We start from the raw sequence: 17,617 nt of genomic DNA, 5'->3' as shown, positions 1-17,617 counted from the left end.
CATAATTGTTAAATCAATTTAAATAAACAACAAAATGAATATTACAAACAAAACAGTGCTGGTAACCGGTGGTGGTTCAGGCATAGGCTTAGAAATAGCCAAACAATTAAGTGCCAAAAACAATAAAGTTATTATAACCGGCCGCACTGCCGATAAACTGCAAAAAGCTGCAGAAGGCCTTGCTAATGTTACCCCTATTGTTGCCGATATTAATAATCCCGACGACGTAAAAAAATTAGTAACCACCATTACCGCAGATTTTGGCGGATTGGATATCCTGATCAACAACGCGGGTAATGCTTCTGTATATAAGCTTGGCCAAAATGCCAACTCGACACAAATAGCGATTGACGAATTTAACACCAATTTCTTTTCGGTATTGAGCTTAACCGATCAACTTTTGCCTGCATTAACCGCATCGCCAGAAGCTGCTATCGTTACCGTTACATCCATACTGGCATTAACACCACGTAGTACCCTGCCAACTTATTCGGCTAGTAAAGCAGCTTTACATTCGTACACTCAGTCTTTGCGTTTTGAATTGGCAAAAACAACCGGGATCAAAGTATTTGAATTGATGCCGCCGTTGGTAAATACTGATTTTTCAAAAGATATTGGCGGCGAAAACGGTATCCCGCCAAGCCAGGTTGCCGACGACCTGATCAATGCGTTTGAAAACGACACATATGAGATCCACGTAGGTAATACAGCTCAAATTTACAGTCTGTCGCCGGTTGATGCTTTTAATGCCATTAACCAATAACACTAATATTTTTTCTAACTTCATTTTATAGAGTTATAAAAAAATCATGGCGATCTGTCCAGTTTTAAATGGATGGATCGTCATTAGTTTTTAATCACTAAACTCAAATAAAATGAACGACTTCTTATTGATCTTCAGACGCGATGCCAACTTCGACGCGCAATTAACACCTGCACAAATGCAGGAAGTTACTAAACCATGGCAAGACTGGATGGGTAGCCTTGCTGCCCAAAACAAATTAGCCGACAGCGGCAACCGATTGGCTACCGACGGTAAAGTAGTTAAACCGGGCAGCATCATTACCGATGGCCCCTATGTGGAAGTTAAAGAATCCATAGGCGGCTACATCGTGATCCGCGCTTCTTCGCTTGAAGAGGCTGCCGAGCTATCAAAAGACTGCCCGATATTAGCCACAGGCGGCAATGTCGAGGTAAGGCAAATTTTACCTATGCAGCGCTAAATTTAATGTCCCTGCAATTGCAGGGGCATTACTTATATTATGCAACAAGATCAGCTTATACCACATTTATACCGGACCGAGTATCGCAAAATAATTGCCGTACTGGCGCGCCTGTTTGGTTTTGAGCATATCCAGATAGCCGAAGATATTGCCAGCGATACTTTTTTGCTGGCCTCAGAGACATGGGGTAAAACCCGGTTACCAGATAACCCGGCCGCATGGCTTTACACCGTAGCCAAAAATAAGGCGAAGGACTATTTAAAGCATAATGCCATTTTCAATGAAAAGGTTGCCACCCAGATAAAAAATGAAATTCAGCAAACCGAAGATGTTGAGATAGATCTATCCGAAGAAAGCATAAATGACAGCCAGTTGCAAATGATGTTTGCCATTTGCCAGCCCCTGATCCCAGCCGAAGCGCAGATAGGTTTGGCGTTGCGCATTCTTTGCGGTTTTGGGATAGATGAAATTGCCGACGCTTTTTTATCCAACAAAGAAACCATCAACAAACGCCTTTTCAGGGCGAAGGAGAAATTACGTGAACAAAACGTCAAGATCGAGTTCCCGGATAGTAAAGAGATAAACAAACGGTTGGATACAGTACTGCTTACTTTGTACCTGCTATTTAACGAGGGCTATTATTCAAGCAGCGGCAATACTAACCTGCGCAGGGAACTGTGCCTTGAGGCCATGCGTTTAAATTATTTGCTGATCCAAAATCACGCTACCGATCTGCCCATTGTAAACGCCTTATTTTCATTGATGTGTTTTCATGCTTCGCGGTTTGACGCACGGATGGATAAGGATGGCGAGATCATTCTTTACGATGACCAGGACAGCAGCTTGTGGAATGATGAACTGATATCGCGCGGCACTTATTACCTGGTTCGCGGCGCCAAAGGCCCGCAATTAACCCGTTACCATATAGAGGCTACCATTGCCTACTGGCACACCCAAAAGCAGGATAGCCCCGAAAAATGGGACAATGTTTTACAGCTATACAACAAGCTACTTATACTTGAATACTCGCCCATGGCAGCACTTAACCGCACCTACGCCTTGGCCAAAGCCAGGGGAAAAGCAGAGGCCATTATTGAGGCCGAAAAACTAACCCAACTGGCAGATAATCATTTATACCACTCATTACTGGCCCACCTGTACACAGGCATTGATCAGCAAAAAGCCCTGCAACATTTACAATCCGCCTTAAAGCTCACAAAAAATCAAGCTGAAAAGAACCGGATCAAAAAGAATATTGAGGAGTTGGAAAACTAATATCGAACACCGAATGTCGAATAAAGAATAATGAACAAAAGCATCCACTTCTATATTCTGTATTCAAAATTCATGATTCGGTATTAGTAAAAGACTTTGCTATTAATTCCCCCTTTAGGGGGTTAGGGGGCAAAAAGAAGAGCTCCTGATGGGCAGGAGCTCTTACTAACCAATTATAAACCAATATATGAGAAAGATATGCTTTTTGAATTTCATCAATCAGCACATTACGTTAGATCGTGTTGTTGAATAACAGTATACAAACGTTGTGCCGAACAAAAAAATTGTAGCTTATTGTACACATAACACGTTTGTTACATACACATGGTTACGCATAAAAAAGAGCGCCTGTTTTACAACAAGGCGCTCTTTCAATATTTTTATAAGTGTCTTAAACTGTGTGCAGTACGTTTGTAGAATAGTACAATATAATAATAACTATGCCTGCAAGTATGCGGTAAAAACCGAAAAGCTTAAAGCCTTTTTGCTCTAAAAATGTAATGAATGATTTAATGGCTAACAATGCCACAACAAATGCTATTGCACTGCCAATTAGTAAGGTCACTATGTCCTGGTGCATCTCGGCAGCGCTTATCGTATTATGTTTATAAAAATCGTACAAGTCTTTTATTGTCGCGCCAAACATGGTAGGTACGGCTAAAAAGAAAGAGAACTCGGCAGCGGCCTTGCGGCTTAGCTTTTGGGTCATACCACCAACTATTGAAGCACCAGAGCGCGATACACCCGGCACCATGGCAAGGCATTGAAAAAAGCCGATTTTAAGCGCTGTCAAATGCGAGATCTGCTTTTCGTCGTCAATGGTTGGTTTATTGAACCATTCGTCAACAAACAACAGGATAACACCGCCCACAACAAAAGCAACAGCCACAATTAGTGGGCTTTCTAAAAGCATATCTATTTTCTTTTTCAGCAGCAACCCAAAGATCACCGCAGGGATAACGCCAATGACCAGCTTTACATAAAAATCAATAGAGCGAAAAAATCTTTTAAAATATAACACCACTACCGCCAGGATAGCGCCTAACTGGATAACGATCTCAAAAAGTTTAACAAATTCGTCTTTGCCTATGCCCATTAAAGCACTGGCAACTACCAGGTGCCCTGTTGACGACACCGGCAAAAACTCGGTCAGTCCTTCAATTATTGCAAGGACGATTACGTGAATAATATTCATTGTGGGGTAAGGTTTGTGGTAAAGCTATAAAATACTACTTCGTCTCGGGCTTTTTCAAGATAGCGTAAAATCCAATACCGAAACCGGCCAATACAACTATCGGGGCTATAACTATTTTGGTAGTGCTGTAAATATCAGTAGTGCCAGACATCAGTACAAAACCAAATGCCACAACAGCTATGCTGATGATGAACCAGGTGTAATTGCTTTTTTCGAATATAAATTTAACAGGTGTAGTTGCCTGTGTTTTTGTTGCTGCTTTTGCTGCCGGTTGAGTGGTCTTTGCCATATCTTAATGAGTGAATTATTGAATTAGTGATTGAGCGATGACATCTGAAACAAATCAGAAATTGAACTTCCGAAATCCGAAATCATTGACCGCTTATCTGTATAAATCGTATATTTTTAATCTTAAAAATTTGTTTACCGCAAGGTAGGTGCTAAAGGCTGATATAAATATACCGAGACCGATTACGCCTAAAAACACAATACCAAACTCGGTACGGTTTTGCAATATCACCAGGTCGGGTATCTCTACATTAGCCAGGTACAATGTGCCTACCAATATAATTACGGCAATTAAGCCGCCTAACAAACCATGCCATAATCCGTATAATAAAAACGGCTTGCGGATAAATCCTTTAGTCGCCCCTACCAATTGCATCGACTTAATTAAAAACCGCTGTGAGTAAATTGCCAGCCTGATGGTATTATTGATCAGCGCTACAGATACTACTACAAATATGCCGGTAAAGGCTAAAATTACCAGTGTGATCGAAGTTAAATTGGCGTTCATCTGGTCGACCAGCGACTGTTGGTATTTAACCTCTTTTACCAATGGATTTTTTAGCAGCTGATCCTTAAACTTAGTGATCTTGGCATTATTGGCATAATCGGCATTCAGGTAAACATCCAGCGATTGAGACAAGGGGTTATAGCCCAAAAATTTCACAAAGTCTTCACCCAGGTCTTTTTGCAGATTGCGGGCGGCCAGTTCTTTACTTACGTAAATAGCCTGTTTAACAGCAGGGTTACTTTCCAGTTGGGTTTGTAACTGACGTACGTCGGTTTCGTGAGCGGCATCGTCAACAAAAATATTAAGGACGATATTTTCTTTTACGTAACGCGACAGGTTATTAGCATGCACCAGTATCAGGCCCAGTAAACCAATCATCAGCAATACCATAGCTATACCAAATACGGTTGATATGTAAATGGTCTTTGTTTTATTTGCCGATTCGCTTACTTCAAATTCTTCCATAGCATGCTATTAGTTTCTGCGAAATTAAGAAACCCTGCCTAAAGGTAAAAGTTTATATTTTATTAATTGGGTTTTAGAGGGAGTTTAACATAATTTAACGCCTTTGTTATCTTGGCTTTGCTGCCATTTTAAGCATAGCGAGAAAACTTAAACAAGTGCTTAGTAGTAAAGCGTAAAAGATTTCTCCTCGTTCCTCGTTCGAAATGACAAGCCGGTTAATAAACAAAACCGTTTGCCACCTGTTATTACCTTATGACAAAGCCAGCAAACTCAACAGATAAAGCATCGCCTGCGGATACACCAACCCACAGGCCAAACGATAACGGCGGCAAAAGCAAAGTGCGCGCAGCCGACAAAGAATACGATGCAAAAAATCCGCACGGCGGCGACATCGCCAATAAGCACGAAAAGGAAGAGCAACCCGTAGGGCCGGGTAAGGGTTGAGTTGGCAGTTTTTAGTTTGCAGTGGGCAGCTAATAAAGTTTAATACAAAGTAAAATTGCCTGCTGATAACTGTTCACTGCTAACTGACAACTGCCCACTGCAAATTGCCAACTAACGCGCTATCCCCGTCGAGTTAAACTGCAGATCGTACAGTTTGCGGTAGTAGCCGTGTTCAATGCGCAGCAGTTCCTGGTGAGTACCCATTTCTTTGATCTCGCCGTGATCCAATACGATGATCTTGTCGGCGTTTTGGATGGTCGACAAACGGTGAGCGATAACTATGGCCGTACGGCCTTGCATCAGCTTGTTAATGGCGTTTTGGATCAATATTTCGGTTTCTGTATCTACGGATGAAGTAGCCTCGTCCAATACTAAAATTGCGGGGTCATAAACCAGCGCGCGGATAAAGGAGATCAGCTGTGCCTGTCCGGCAGATAAGGTAGCACCGCGTTCCATCACATTGTAATCATAACCGCCGGGCAGGCGCTCAATAAAGTCATGCGCGCCCACATCTTTTGCTGCCGCGATGATCTGCTCACGGTTTATCTGTTCATTATTCAGGCTGATGTTGTTAGCAATGGTATCTGTAAACAAAAACACATCCTGTATCACCGTTGCAATTTGCGAACGCAGATAGTTCACATCATATTTCATGATGTTTACGCCATCAACCTCCACTTCACCCTTCCCTATCTCATAAAAACGGTTCAGGATGTTTATGGTAGATGATTTACCTGCGCCGGTAGCACCCACCAGCGCCAAAGTTTCGCCGGGCTTTACATGGAAATTGATGTTCTTTAGCACCCAATTTTCATCATTATAAGCAAACCATACATTTTTAAAAGCTATTTCGCCATGTAACCTTTCCGGTCTTAACGTACCGGTGTTAACGGCTACTTCATCAGTATCTAAAACTTTAAAGATCCTGTCGGCACCAACCATACCCATTTGCAGCGTATTAAATTTATCTGCCAGCTGGCGGATAGGACGGAACAGAATATTCAGCAATAAAATAAACTCGGTTATTACACCGGGCGTAATAATTTTATTTGATGCAGACAGCGACGCCAGCTGCTGGTCGGACAGGATGCGTTTGCAGCCATACCAAACTAACAAACCAATACACAAGGCAAACAAGATCTCGACCACCGGGAAAAATATAGAGTAATACCAGTTAGACCGAATGTTGGCATCCCTATATTTTAAGTTGACAGCTTTAAACTTGCGCATCTCCTGCTCTTCGCGTGCAAAGTTTTGAATGATGCTGATGCCCGAGATATGCTCGGCTAAAAAAGTATTCAAATGCGCAACCTGTGTACGCACCTCCTGGAAAGACGATTTAATAGCCTCTTTAAAAACGTAAGTTGATGCAAACAAAAACGGCATTGGTATCAGGGTGATCAGCGCCAGCTTCCAATCCTGCACCAGCATATAAATAATAACCACAAACACCAGCAGCAAATCGCCGATAATGGATATCAATCCTTCCGAGAAAATATCGGCAATGGTTTCCAGGTCAGAAACCGTGCGGGTAATCAGCATACCTATCGGGGTACGGTCAAAGTACTTTAAACGCAGACTGGTGATATGATTAAAAATATCTATCCGCAGATCACGGATCACCGACTGGCCAAGCGCGTTGGTTAAGTACGTTTGATAATATTGGGCCACAGTTTGGATAATCAGCAGGCCGATCATCAGCTCGACCATAAACAGCAGGCCGTTATAATCATTCAGCATGATATGATCGTCAAGCGTTTGTTTGATCAGGATAGGCTGGGCCAGGGCACTTACGGCCAAAAACACGGTTAAAAACGCGGACACCACAAACGTGGTATTATACGGCTTAACGTAATGCATTACCCGTTTAAGTAATTTCCAGTCGAATGCCTTACCGGTTACGCCCCCTCCGCCCCCTGAAGGGGGTACTTTTGAAGTATCTTTTTTAGGATCTTTTTCTTTATCGTCGCTCACTAAATCAAAGGTAGTGCTTAATTTTAAAACAATTCAAACTTGTAACTATTGTTCCCCCTTTAGGAGGTTAGGGGGCGGATACTTCACCTCCGTTAAATATAACCCGCATGCAGGTACAGAAGTGCCGGCATTGCTGCGATTTTTGCTTTCAATGATATTTCGTACCGCTTCGGGGGCCATCTCTTGCCTGCCCACCATAAGTAAGGTGCCCACTATAGCTCGTACCATGTTACGCAAAAAGCGATCTGCCGAGATATGGAAGATGATACTGCCATCATCGGTCTTTAACCATTCGGCCCTGTTTATTTTGCAGTTGTTGGTTTTAACCTGCGTATTTGATTTGCTGAAACAGCTAAAATCGGTATATTCCATCATGATCTTAGCCGCCTGGTTCATCAGTTCCAGATCTGGCTCATCACGCAGCAACCACGAGTAATTATTTTTAAACGGATCTTTATTAAAATGGATATGATATTGATATGAGCGCAGCGTGGCGCTAAAGCGCGCATGCATCTCGTCATCTACTTCAAAAATATTCTTTACAGCAATATCACGAGGCAGGATCGAATTTAAACTACGATCCATTGTAGTCAAAACATGCCCGTCAAAAGCTCCCCCTTCAGGGGGCTGGGGGGTAAAATGCGCGAAAAACTCTTTAGCATGTACCCCGGTATCCGTACGGCCGCAACCAACCGTTTCAATAGGCTCACGCAACACGGTCGATAGCGCTTTATCCAATACCTCCTGCACAGTAACCGCATTAGGCTGTGTTTGCCAGCCATGGTAGTTGGTACCGTCGTAAGAGAGTTCAATAAAGTAGCGCCTCATTTTTGCCATCGGGCAAAAATAGTGATTAGTTAATTAGTGATCAGAGATTAGTTAAAGCATTATACCTAATCTCTGATCTCCAGCCTCTAATCTCTAAGAAATGTATTCCTTGTAAATAGTTTCAAACAGAAACTTATTCTCAACCGCCGTATCAAAAGGCTGATCAAGGAAGGTGTTACTATATCCGATTGATTTGGCCAGGTTTTTTAAAACTTTAAAATAGGTTACTTCAATACCCTCAATGATCTGGATATAAAATAAGATGAACACATCACGTTCGGCGGGTGTCTTGCCTGATTTTATGACCGACAAATAGGCTTCCAGCGTCATGGCTTTCATCCCCAGCACACTTGTTTTTGCGGGCGCACTATGGACAGACCGGTAGATCTCGTCCATCTGCAGGATCTGGTTATTGGTGTCGTTGCGCAACTCGTCAACAGCTAATTTTAACTGCTGCAGCGACGCGATTATTTCGATCTCGTTAAAAAATTCAAGCAGGTGCTGTTTACCGAAGTAAATGCCGTTTAAATGTTCAAGAAAAATTCGTTTCAGGTGATTGTCTTCAATCTTCACATCTTTCGGAGAGATTGAAGCTCCAGGGGTATCGGCCATGTACTGTACTAATTAGTACCCTAAAGCTACGATTTTATTTATAATATAATAATGTACTGCCTGCATGATAATTATATCAAAAGCCGCAATTATATTTGCCACATATTTTATCTATCATGTTACAACGTATCCAAACTATATATCTTTTATTTGCCGGGCTGGTATTGGCGGCCCTGTTTCTTTTTCCGCTGGTACACGGCGTTTATGTAAACGGTAAGCCGGTAACCATTATGGTAACAGGCATTTTCCAGGATGTGAACGGGCAATCCGTCCACACGGATTTCTTCACACTGCTTAGCATAGGCACGGCATTAGTTGCGCTATTGCCTGTTGCTACCATCTTTTTTTACAAGAACCGCAAAAAGCAGATCTACTTTTGCTATGGCTTATTACTGATTATAATTGGGTATAGCTACTGGGTGTCGCAGGCGGTTAAGAATGTTATTGGTACCGCTTATGTTAATATGAGTAATTTCGGTATCGGCATTATTTTACTCTCATTAAGCCTGCTATTGATCGTACTGGCGCAAAAATCCATACAAAAAGACGAGAAGCTGGTACGTTCTGCTGACAGACTGCGTTAATTTCCAATATGAAAACCTGGCAAAAAATAGTACTGTTCAGCCTTACGTGCGTGGCGTTTATTGGTATAGACCGTATAACCAAGCAACTGGCCAAAGAACATTTAATGTATGCAGAGCCTAAATCATACTTTCATGATACCTTTCGTTTTGAGTATGTAGAGAATACCGGCGCGGCCCTAAGCTTTGGCGACGACTTACCCAAAGCCGCAAGTTTTTGGCTGCTAAGCATAGTGCCGTTGTTAATAATGATCGCATTATTTATTTACGTGATCAGGCAGATCAACAACTTTACCACGTTTAAATTATTTCTTTTTACACTGATCATAGCCGGCGGGCTTGGCAATATCATCGACCGCATTGCGTACGATCGCCACGTGACCGATTTCATGAACATGGGTATCAGCGACCTCCGCACCGGCATTTTCAACGTAGCCGATATGTATATTACCGCAGGTGTTATCGGTTTATTTATTGTTTATAACAGTAAGAATAAAGGGCTGTTAAAGCCGGATAATGTTTAGGGCAACGGCTTTTGTCTAGCGCCCCTGATATTAATAAGTTCGATTTGCTTTTTGCGTGGTTTGATACGATAGGTTAATATCGTAAGCGGATTTATTGGGCCTCTGTGAAGATTTTTGTGCCTGACAGACTTCCTTAATAACTCGGGATGCAGCATCAAGCTTTCAAAAAACCTATTGGTTTCAATTACAAATCTTGAAATCTCTCTGTCCGACCAATTACTTTCGAGATAATTTATTATGTTATCGTATCCCTTTACAGCCCGCTTGGTCCAGACTATTTCGAAAGCCATTTTTGATATTTAGCCATCACTTCTTTATGAGGTATTACCTCGCCCCTATCGGCCTGAGCCAAGCCTTCTGCAATTTGTTCTTTTTCTATTTCGCTTATATCATCCCACCAATCGTTCTGCTCTTTTTCTTTTAAAGCTATAAAACTTTTAATTACCGATGGTTCAGTCACTTCCGTAAGCCACCTTATTAAATCTAATTTTTCAGCCTGAATATCCATAACAACTTATCTATTAAACATAAAATTAAAAAAACTTCTTTCACAAACCTATTTTTTTAAACATAATGCACACTTGCAATACTCAATAATAAACCCTACCTTTGCGCCCGATTTGGCGATGTAGCCAAATACGTTATTTTAAATCATGAACCCATTTTTAAATCTGGGAATCCGTCATGATATTGTTAATGCCATCTCTGAGTTAGGGTTCGAAAACCCTACACCAATCCAGGAACAGTCAATCCCGGTATTGTTAACAGGCAGCAACGATTTTGTCGGATTAGCCCAAACCGGGACCGGTAAGACTGCTGCCTTTGGCCTGCCACTATTAGAACTGTTGGATTTCGAAGAAAATCATCCACAGGCACTTGTTTTATGCCCAACACGCGAGCTTTGCTTGCAAATTGCTAATGACATAAAGAACTACTCCAAAAAAATGGACAACGTTAACGTTGTTGCCGTTTATGGCGGAGCCAGTATTTCTGACCAGTTACGCCAGATCCGTCGTGGTGTACAAATTGTTGTTGCTACACCTGGCCGTATGCTTGATATCATCAACCGTAAGGCTATTGATTTTACACAGGTAAAATTTGTAGTATTGGATGAAGCTGATGAAATGCTCAATATGGGCTTTCAGGAAGATATTGACAGTATCCTGTCTACTACACCGGAAACCAAGAAAACATGGTTGTTTTCTGCAACTATGCCGGCCGAAGTTAGGCGCATAGCTAAAAAGTACATGAATGAGCCGTTTGAGCTTACCATGGGTACTAAAAACACCGGCAACGCTAACATTGAGCACGAGTACTACATTGTACGTGCCCGTGATAAGTACGCCGCATTTAAACGCATTGTTGATTTTAACCCCGATATCTTTGGTATTGTATTTTGCCGTACCAAGATCGAAACTCAGGACATTGCCGAAGCGTTAATGAAAGATGGTTACAATGCCGATTCATTACACGGTGACCTGTCACAACAACAACGCGATAAAGTAATGAAACGCTACCGCGAGCGTAACCTGCAATTATTAATTGCTACTGACGTTGCCGCACGTGGTATTGACGTTAACGACGTAACACACGTTATTAACTATTCATTACCTGACGAGGTTGAGAATTACACCCACCGTAGTGGCCGTACAGCACGTGCCGGTAAAACAGGTGTATCTATCTCTATCATCAACGCTAAAGAATTAGGCAAGATCCGCCAAATAGAAAGAAGCATAGGCAAAAAATTTGTTAAAGCTGATATCCCTACAGGTTTTGACGTTTGCGAAAAACAATTATTCTCTATCGTACATAAAATACATGACGTTGAGGTTAATGAGCAGCAGATAGAACAATATCTTCCGCGCATTATGGAAGAGTTTAAAGATCTTACTAAAGAAGATTTCATTAAACGTTTTGCATCTATCGAGTTTAACCGCTTCTTAGATTATTACAAAAACGCGCCTGATCTGAACGCTCCTGTTGAAGAAGGTCGTTTTGACCGTGACCGTGGCGAACGCGGAGATCGCGCACCACGTGATTTTGGCGGCAAATCAGAATATACCCGTTTATTTATAAACTTAGGTTCTGTTGATGAATTTAACCGTGGCGACCTGTTAGGTTACATTTGCAACAATGCCAAAATTAGCGGCCGTACAGTAGGTAAAATAGATGTTAAGGGTGTTTACTCTTTCTTTGAAGTACCTAATGATGAGTCTGCAAAAGTGATGGAAGCTTTTAAAGGTGTTGAATTTAAAGGCCGTGAAGTAAGGATAGAAGTATCAGGCGAAGGTACAAGCACCAGCCGTAGTGGTGGCGACCGTCGTGAAGGCGGTTACCGTGGTGGCGAACGTCGCGAAGGTGGCGGTGGCTACAACCGTAGTGGTGGTGGTGGTGGCGAGCGTCGCGAAGGCGGTTACAGAGGTAACAGCAATCCTAACAACGCCGGTTTCCGCGATTTTTCAGGCAAACGCCGTGAAGATCGCCCGGAACGCAGACGCAGGTTTTAAGTTAATTTGTGATTAGAGATCAGAGATTAGTTAGACCCAATTTGACTAATCTCTGATTAACTAACCTCTGATCACTCAAAAAAATAGTTTTTAGTTTAGTTTTAGTTACAGGGCCTCTTCGATTAATCGGAGGGGCTTTTGTTTTGGGAGTAATTATCGTAAACAAAAAAAGACCAAAAGCCGGCGAACAATTGTGAAAACCGGTTTTTGATCTTTATTTTGACTTTCGTCAAATCCTTTAAATTACGACATACTTAAAAGCAAGATAGCAGTAAGTACGTGCACGGCTATTAATGCATATGTTTTCATAATGCAGATGGTAGTTTGTGTGTATATGACCTTTTAGTGTTTTAAAGGTTTAGTTCTTAATTCAGATTTTTTCAGGTATTGATAATGACCGCGTTTATCAACATAATAATAGCGCGAATGCTTGTCAATATATACCAATTCGCCGGTTGGCGCCCAGTGGTTTTTATACCTTTTACCGGTAACGGCGGCGGCGCCTTTTACACTTACTTCTGATGTTTTATGGCCTACATCTTTTGCAGCTACTGCGGTTGCATGGCCCGCATCTTTTGCGGCACTACCAATTTTATGACCCACGCTATGATCCTGGGCATTTACCAATGTCACAGAGAAGATCCCTGCAGACAATAAAGCGATTGTGAATTTATTTTTAGTTTTCATGGGTATTGTTTGTTGTGTAGGCTTTGTATTACAATTTTACTGCCAATAGATTTTTACAGTTGTATTTTAACCTATTACTGTTAGAGTGTATATTTTTTTAATCAGTGTTTAATTAAAACATGCTACACTTGCCCTATTGTGATTGCTATATACCTGCGACTTTTTAAGAGATCTTATCCCCTAAACCACAGCCAATCTCTCATCGCTAATTTTCCGGTTTCGTGCGATCAATGAGGTGATTATTAATAATTTATTCGTTTATTTATCTATCCAATTATTACAGCCAATAAATCTACAAGGAGTTGTTATGCAAAAAATCACCGCATTTTTGATCATTCTGATATCCGTATCGCTTACAGCAAAAGGACAAAACAGCACTGCTGCAACAGAAAAGCAACAATTAAAATGGTTTACAGATGCCCGGTTTGGTATGTTTATCCATTGGGATATGTCGAGCATTGCCGGTACAGAGATCAGCTGGTCGCGTAAAGGATCAAAACCTTTAGATATTTTCGGTGATCCGGCAGGTTATGTAGAAGATCCCGTTTATGATCATCTGTATGAAAAATTTAACCCGACAAGCTTTAATGCGACCGCATGGGTTAACCTGGCAAAAGCGGCAGGTATGAAATATATAGTTTTCACCGCAAAGCATCATGGTGGTTTTTGTATGTGGGACACCAAACTTACCGGCTATTCGATCATGCATACTCCTTATGGAAAAGATGTTATAAAACAGTTAGCCGATGCCTGCCACAAAGCCGGTATTAAGTTTGGCATCTATTATTCGCCGCGCGATTGGCATAATCCACAATATGGCATTGGTGATAACAAAGCATATGTAAGCTACATGAACGGCCAGGTGAAAGAACTGCTGACCAACTATGGCAAGGTTGACATTATTTGGTGGGATAGTTATGGCAAAGGCGACCTGGTAAATTTCTGGAACATAAGCGAAACATTTGACCTGGTGAAAAAACTACAACCCAACATTGTTATGAATAACAGGCTTGCCGTACTTGGTGACTATAATAAACAGCCGGCACCCTACGTTGGCGATTGGGACACCCCTGAACAAAACATAGGCAGCTTTCAAAATACACGCCCATGGGAAAGCTGTATGTCTATTGTGGCAACGCCCGATGGCGGCGGCTGGTCTTATCGCCCGGATGGTAAGATCCGCTCTTATGAAGAATGCATTAAAGGGCTTATCAATTGCGCTACCGGCGACGGTAATCTTTTACTGGATGTAGGCCCAGACGCAACCGGGATCATTCCTGCCGACCAGGCCAACAGGTTAACAGAGATGGGTACCTGGTTAAAAAAATATGGGGAAAGTATTTATGGTACTAAAGGCGGACCGTATAAAAACGACCAGTGGGGCGGCGCTACCTTTAAAGAGAACAAAGTGTACCTGCACATTGCCAAATGGAACGGTAATCAATTACGCTTACCTGATTTGAAAGCTAAAATTTTAAAATGCGGCAACCTTACCAATCCGCAAAACAAACCGGCACTTACACGTGATGGTAAATACTTAACTATCACTTTACCACCCGCCCAGCAAGACAATATCGATACCATCATTACACTTGAACTGGGCGACAATGCATCAAAAGAAATGATCGGCGGTGCGCCAATAGTGGTTTCGTAGATCAGTTATTTGTTTGACGAAGAAGCATACGCCGTACATATCGGATCGCCAATTACTATGCCCATCCAGCCTTCTAAGCGCGACGCGGCGTAGAAACTTTCGGCCAGGGTCCAGCCACGGGTGTAGCGGTTAAATAAGATGCTTGGCGAGGCTATCCCCTGCAATAAGGGCTCGTCGGTATAGCCTTTAACGCCGGTTACGCCCTGCGCTACAAGGTCTTCAATCAGCGATTGCCCGCCGGTAGTTGGTAACAATGTACGTGCACTGGTAGATACCGCAGTTTCTGCAATGGCCCCGGGTGAAAAATATAGTGAATTGTAATTGGCCGCGCTATAATGACCGTCATTACTGCCCCATGAAACATAACCGGCAAGGTTATTTTTATGGCCAATAAAATCAGCCGTAGTATCATACAGTACAGGGATATTTTTTGATTTGAGATAATTATAAGCTACACCCATGTCTGAATTATATTCGCCATAAGCACTTTCTTTTACAATTGTGAGGCTTTGGCCTGGCTTATAATTTGCCGGAAGTAAAGTGTATGGCTGTGCGGCCTTATTCAGAAAGTCGAAATCAGAACAGGCATCCAGCAAGATCTGGCCCTCGTTTTTAACTCCGTTCTTCAAATTATTTTCTGCCGCTAATGAACGCGTGGTGACGGCGATAGCGTCGGCCAGCGTGTAGCCATCAAGCCGGGTAACCATATAACCGCCAAAGGCTTTATGGCTGAACCGGGTTTCGCTGTTAAAAAATTTATTGACCCAGGCTGTCCCGACGTAAGTAGAGCCATAATTGGGGTCACTCACATTAACCACACTTGAGGCTGCGTTTTTTTCGTAGCCAAGGGTGGCCACCCGGCTATCTAACGAACAGTCACCCTCATAAGGCTTATTCGGCACATTACTTATCCTCATGGGTACACCTTTGGTAAAAACAATAAAATCAATATTACTATGGGTATTAAGATAAGCCAGTAACGGCGTTTCGATAGCGGTAACATAATCAGGATAAGCAATAGTTTCCCGATACTGGCTTACAGCGCCATCCGGACAATTGATACTTATAGAATTGGTAACCCCACGGCGTTTCATATAGTCATCTGCTATGGCGACGGAAATAGGGCTATTTGCATTTTTTACCACTAAAACTCTACTAATTAGTGACGGGTTTTGCTCAGTTCCAGTTGCAGGTGCAGTTGCTTTTGAACTTGAATGCTGCTTTGAACATGACATCGTTAAAGATGCGAGGAGAAATAATAAAATTTTAGTTTGCATACACTACATTATTATTGTTTTTCTTGAAACTTACATTTATAAAACTAACAATAATTATAATAATCTTATAGCTGCACGCCGCCACAGGCGAGAACGCTTGCGGGAGCGACAGAGGAAGCATTTGATATATGTGTTAGGAGGCATCTATAAAAGCACAAAATGGAAGTAATTATTTTGCACTTTTAATCCAATTCATTTTAAAAACTACAAAAATATTTTCGCTAGCTCTTGTAGAGCTTATTAAACCAGATTGAAGATATATAAAAACTGAATCTCTGAATAAACAATAAAATTCAATTATCTTCTCATTCTCCGTACGCCCTACATATCGGGTCGCCTATTACTATGCCCATCCAGCCCTCTAATCGCGACGCGGCGTAGAAACTTTCTGCCAGTGTCCAGCCTTGGGTATAGCGGTTAAACAGGATACTTGGCGAAGCTATGCCTTGCAATAATGGCTCGTCGGTATAACCTTTAACGCCGGTTATGCCCTGCGCAACAAGGTCCTCAATTAACGACTGCCCGCCTGTGGTTGGCAAAAATGTCCGCGCGCTGGTAGACACCGCTGTTTCGGCAAGCGCGCCCGGTGCAAAGTTCAGGGTATTGTACGCAGTGGCCTGGTAATGGGTATCGTTACTGCCCCATGAAATGTAGCCTGCAAGATTTTTCTTACCGCCAATAAAGTTAACCGTAGTATCATACAGCGCCGGGATATTTTTTGATCTGAGGTAATTGTACGCTACACTCATATCCGAATTATATTCGCCGTAGGCGCTTTCTTTAATAATGGCGATACTTTGCCCCGGTTTATAACCTGTCGGGATCAGTGTATAAGGTTGCGCCGCCCTGTTAGGATATCCAAAATCAGAACAGGCGTCCAGCAGGATAGGCCCTTCGTTTTTAATTCCGTCCTTTAAATTCTTTTCTGCCGCTAATGATCGCGTAGTGACGGCCATGGCATCGGCCTGGGTATAACCATCAAGTCGCGTTACCAGGTAACCGCCAAAGGCTTTATGGCTAAAACGAACCTGGCTGTTAAAAAACTTATTGGCCCAGGCCGTGCCAACATAAGTGGCGTTATAAGCCGGATCGCTTACATTGATCACGCTTGAAGCGGCGCTTTTATCATAGCCAAGAGTAGCCACCCGGCTATCTAAAGCACATACGCCCCCATAAGGCTTACCCGGCGTATTGCGCACCCGTATAGGTACGCCCTTGGTAAAAACAATAAAATCAATATTTGGATGCTTTTTGAGATAAGCCAGCAACGGAGTTTCAATAGCGGTAACATAATCCGGGTAGTTAATGGTTTCTGCATCCTTATTAACAGCGCCATCAGGGCATTGGATTGTTAACGAATTGGTAACAGCGCGGCGTTTCATATAATCGTCTGCAACGGCTATAGATATAGGGCTATTGACATTTTTCACAACCAATACCCTATTGGTTAACTTACCATTTTGCGCGTGAGCTATGCGTGTAAGCCCCCCAAAAATGACAAAAAGGGCAACGGTATATACTTTCATAAATAAATCAGGTGTGTTAGGTACATAATTAAATAGCTTTATCTTTATA

Annotated in this window: 20 protein-coding genes; 9 read left to right on the top strand and 11 right to left on the bottom strand. The window is 42.3% G+C overall.

Annotated features, from left to right (window positions below):
• Positions 1 to 34: 34 nt before the first annotated feature.
• From FO440_RS07625 to FO440_RS07615, 3 genes are all read left to right on the top strand, one after another.
• Positions 35 to 763 (top strand): SDR family oxidoreductase, encoded by a 729-nt coding sequence (locus tag FO440_RS07625; RefSeq protein ID WP_144247597.1) that lies wholly within the window; start codon positions 35 to 37, stop codon positions 761 to 763.
• Positions 764 to 875: 112 nt separating this feature from the next.
• Positions 876 to 1,223, top strand: coding sequence for a YciI family protein (locus tag FO440_RS07620; protein ID WP_144247596.1), 348 nt, complete (start codon positions 876 to 878; stop codon positions 1,221 to 1,223).
• Between the two features lie 39 nt (positions 1,224 to 1,262).
• Entirely contained in the window at positions 1,263 to 2,498 is a 1,236-nt protein-coding gene (locus FO440_RS07615) for an RNA polymerase sigma factor (protein WP_144247595.1), read from the top strand.
• A gap of 391 nt (positions 2,499 to 2,889) precedes the next feature.
• On the opposite strand, the gene FO440_RS07610 is transcribed toward FO440_RS07615, so the two are convergent.
• From FO440_RS07610 to FO440_RS07600, 3 genes are all read right to left on the bottom strand, one after another.
• A complete protein-coding gene (locus tag FO440_RS07610; RefSeq protein ID WP_144247594.1) occupies positions 2,890 to 3,693 on the bottom strand; it encodes an undecaprenyl-diphosphate phosphatase in 804 nt (267 codons plus the stop codon).
• A gap of 34 nt (positions 3,694 to 3,727) precedes the next feature.
• The gene (locus tag FO440_RS07605; RefSeq protein ID WP_144247593.1) at positions 3,728 to 3,982 is read right to left on the bottom strand and encodes a DUF3098 domain-containing protein; all 255 of its coding nucleotides are present in this window, start codon (positions 3,980 to 3,982) and stop codon (positions 3,728 to 3,730) included.
• Between the two features lie 93 nt (positions 3,983 to 4,075).
• Positions 4,076 to 4,954, bottom strand: coding sequence for a cell division protein FtsX (locus FO440_RS07600; protein ID WP_144247592.1), 879 nt, complete (start codon positions 4,952 to 4,954; stop codon positions 4,076 to 4,078).
• Between the two features lie 252 nt (positions 4,955 to 5,206).
• On the opposite strand from FO440_RS07600, the gene FO440_RS07595 reads away from it, so the two are divergent.
• On the top strand, positions 5,207 to 5,398 hold the full coding sequence (locus FO440_RS07595; RefSeq protein ID WP_144247591.1) for a hypothetical protein: 192 nt from the start codon (positions 5,207 to 5,209) through the stop codon (positions 5,396 to 5,398).
• Positions 5,399 to 5,509: 111 nt separating this feature from the next.
• On the opposite strand, the gene FO440_RS07590 is transcribed toward FO440_RS07595, so the two are convergent.
• The 3 genes from FO440_RS07590 to FO440_RS07580 form a co-directional block, all read right to left on the bottom strand.
• Complete coding sequence (locus FO440_RS07590; RefSeq protein WP_144248232.1) at positions 5,510 to 7,258, bottom strand: ABC transporter ATP-binding protein; 1,749 nt, start codon at positions 7,256 to 7,258, stop codon at positions 5,510 to 5,512.
• A 159-nt stretch (positions 7,259 to 7,417) separates the two neighbouring features.
• A complete protein-coding gene (gene truA, locus FO440_RS07585) occupies positions 7,418 to 8,209 on the bottom strand; it encodes a tRNA pseudouridine(38-40) synthase TruA (protein WP_222103941.1) in 792 nt (263 codons plus the stop codon).
• A gap of 84 nt (positions 8,210 to 8,293) precedes the next feature.
• Entirely contained in the window at positions 8,294 to 8,812 is a 519-nt protein-coding gene (locus FO440_RS07580; protein ID WP_144247590.1) for a DUF892 family protein, read from the bottom strand.
• Positions 8,813 to 8,928: 116 nt separating this feature from the next.
• Between FO440_RS07580 and FO440_RS07575 the strand changes: the two genes are divergently transcribed.
• Both FO440_RS07575 and lspA read left to right on the top strand, forming a co-directional pair.
• Complete coding sequence (locus FO440_RS07575; protein WP_144247589.1) at positions 8,929 to 9,396, top strand: DUF4293 domain-containing protein; 468 nt, start codon at positions 8,929 to 8,931, stop codon at positions 9,394 to 9,396.
• Between the two features lie 8 nt (positions 9,397 to 9,404).
• Positions 9,405 to 9,917, top strand: a complete 513-nt coding sequence (gene lspA / locus FO440_RS07570) for a signal peptidase II (RefSeq protein WP_144247588.1) — start codon at positions 9,405 to 9,407, stop codon at positions 9,915 to 9,917.
• On the opposite strand, the gene FO440_RS25085 is transcribed toward lspA, so the two are convergent.
• Together FO440_RS25085 and FO440_RS07560 are read right to left on the bottom strand one after the other, a co-directional pair.
• Positions 9,914 to 10,207 carry a type II toxin-antitoxin system RelE/ParE family toxin gene (locus FO440_RS25085; protein ID WP_144247587.1) on the bottom strand — a complete coding sequence of 98 codons (294 nt, stop codon included), beginning with the start codon at positions 10,205 to 10,207 and terminating at the stop codon, positions 9,914 to 9,916. The genes lspA and FO440_RS25085 overlap by 4 nt on opposite strands.
• Positions 10,192 to 10,425, bottom strand: coding sequence for a hypothetical protein (locus FO440_RS07560; protein ID WP_144247586.1), 234 nt, complete (start codon positions 10,423 to 10,425; stop codon positions 10,192 to 10,194). The genes FO440_RS25085 and FO440_RS07560 overlap by 16 nt, the downstream gene beginning before the upstream one ends.
• Before the next feature lie 145 nt (positions 10,426 to 10,570).
• Here FO440_RS07560 and FO440_RS07555 point away from each other — a divergent pair, with 145 nt between their 5' ends.
• The gene (locus FO440_RS07555) at positions 10,571 to 12,424 is read left to right on the top strand and encodes a DEAD/DEAH box helicase (RefSeq protein ID WP_144247585.1); all 1,854 of its coding nucleotides are present in this window, start codon (positions 10,571 to 10,573) and stop codon (positions 12,422 to 12,424) included.
• 342 nt (positions 12,425 to 12,766) lie between these two features.
• On the opposite strand, the gene FO440_RS07550 is transcribed toward FO440_RS07555, so the two are convergent.
• The gene (locus tag FO440_RS07550) at positions 12,767 to 13,111 is read right to left on the bottom strand and encodes a hypothetical protein (protein WP_144247584.1); all 345 of its coding nucleotides are present in this window, start codon (positions 13,109 to 13,111) and stop codon (positions 12,767 to 12,769) included.
• 307 nt (positions 13,112 to 13,418) lie between these two features.
• Between FO440_RS07550 and FO440_RS07545 the strand changes: the two genes are divergently transcribed.
• A complete protein-coding gene (locus FO440_RS07545) occupies positions 13,419 to 14,765 on the top strand; it encodes an alpha-L-fucosidase (protein WP_144247583.1) in 1,347 nt (448 codons plus the stop codon).
• A gap of 5 nt (positions 14,766 to 14,770) precedes the next feature.
• On the opposite strand, the gene FO440_RS07540 is transcribed toward FO440_RS07545, so the two are convergent.
• Positions 14,771 to 15,859: a TIGR03790 family protein gene (locus FO440_RS07540; protein ID WP_246104190.1), complete on the bottom strand. Its 1,089-nt coding sequence runs from the start codon at positions 15,857 to 15,859 to the stop codon at positions 14,771 to 14,773.
• Positions 15,860 to 15,872: 13 nt separating this feature from the next.
• Between FO440_RS07540 and FO440_RS24355 the strand changes: the two genes are divergently transcribed.
• Complete coding sequence (locus FO440_RS24355; RefSeq protein WP_186292640.1) at positions 15,873 to 16,211, top strand: hypothetical protein; 339 nt, start codon at positions 15,873 to 15,875, stop codon at positions 16,209 to 16,211.
• A 136-nt stretch (positions 16,212 to 16,347) separates the two neighbouring features.
• Here FO440_RS24355 and FO440_RS07535 read toward each other — a convergent pair whose 3' ends face one another.
• Entirely contained in the window at positions 16,348 to 17,568 is a 1,221-nt protein-coding gene (locus FO440_RS07535) for a TIGR03790 family protein (RefSeq protein ID WP_186292594.1), read from the bottom strand.
• Positions 17,569 to 17,617: the final 49 nt, after the last annotated feature.

The organism is Mucilaginibacter corticis (assembly GCF_007558865.1).
GTDB classification, from domain to species: domain Bacteria; phylum Bacteroidota; class Bacteroidia; order Sphingobacteriales; family Sphingobacteriaceae; genus Mucilaginibacter; species Mucilaginibacter corticis.
The sequence above is the reverse complement of the archived record's forward strand: the minus strand, read 5'-3'. Positions and strand labels throughout refer to the sequence as shown.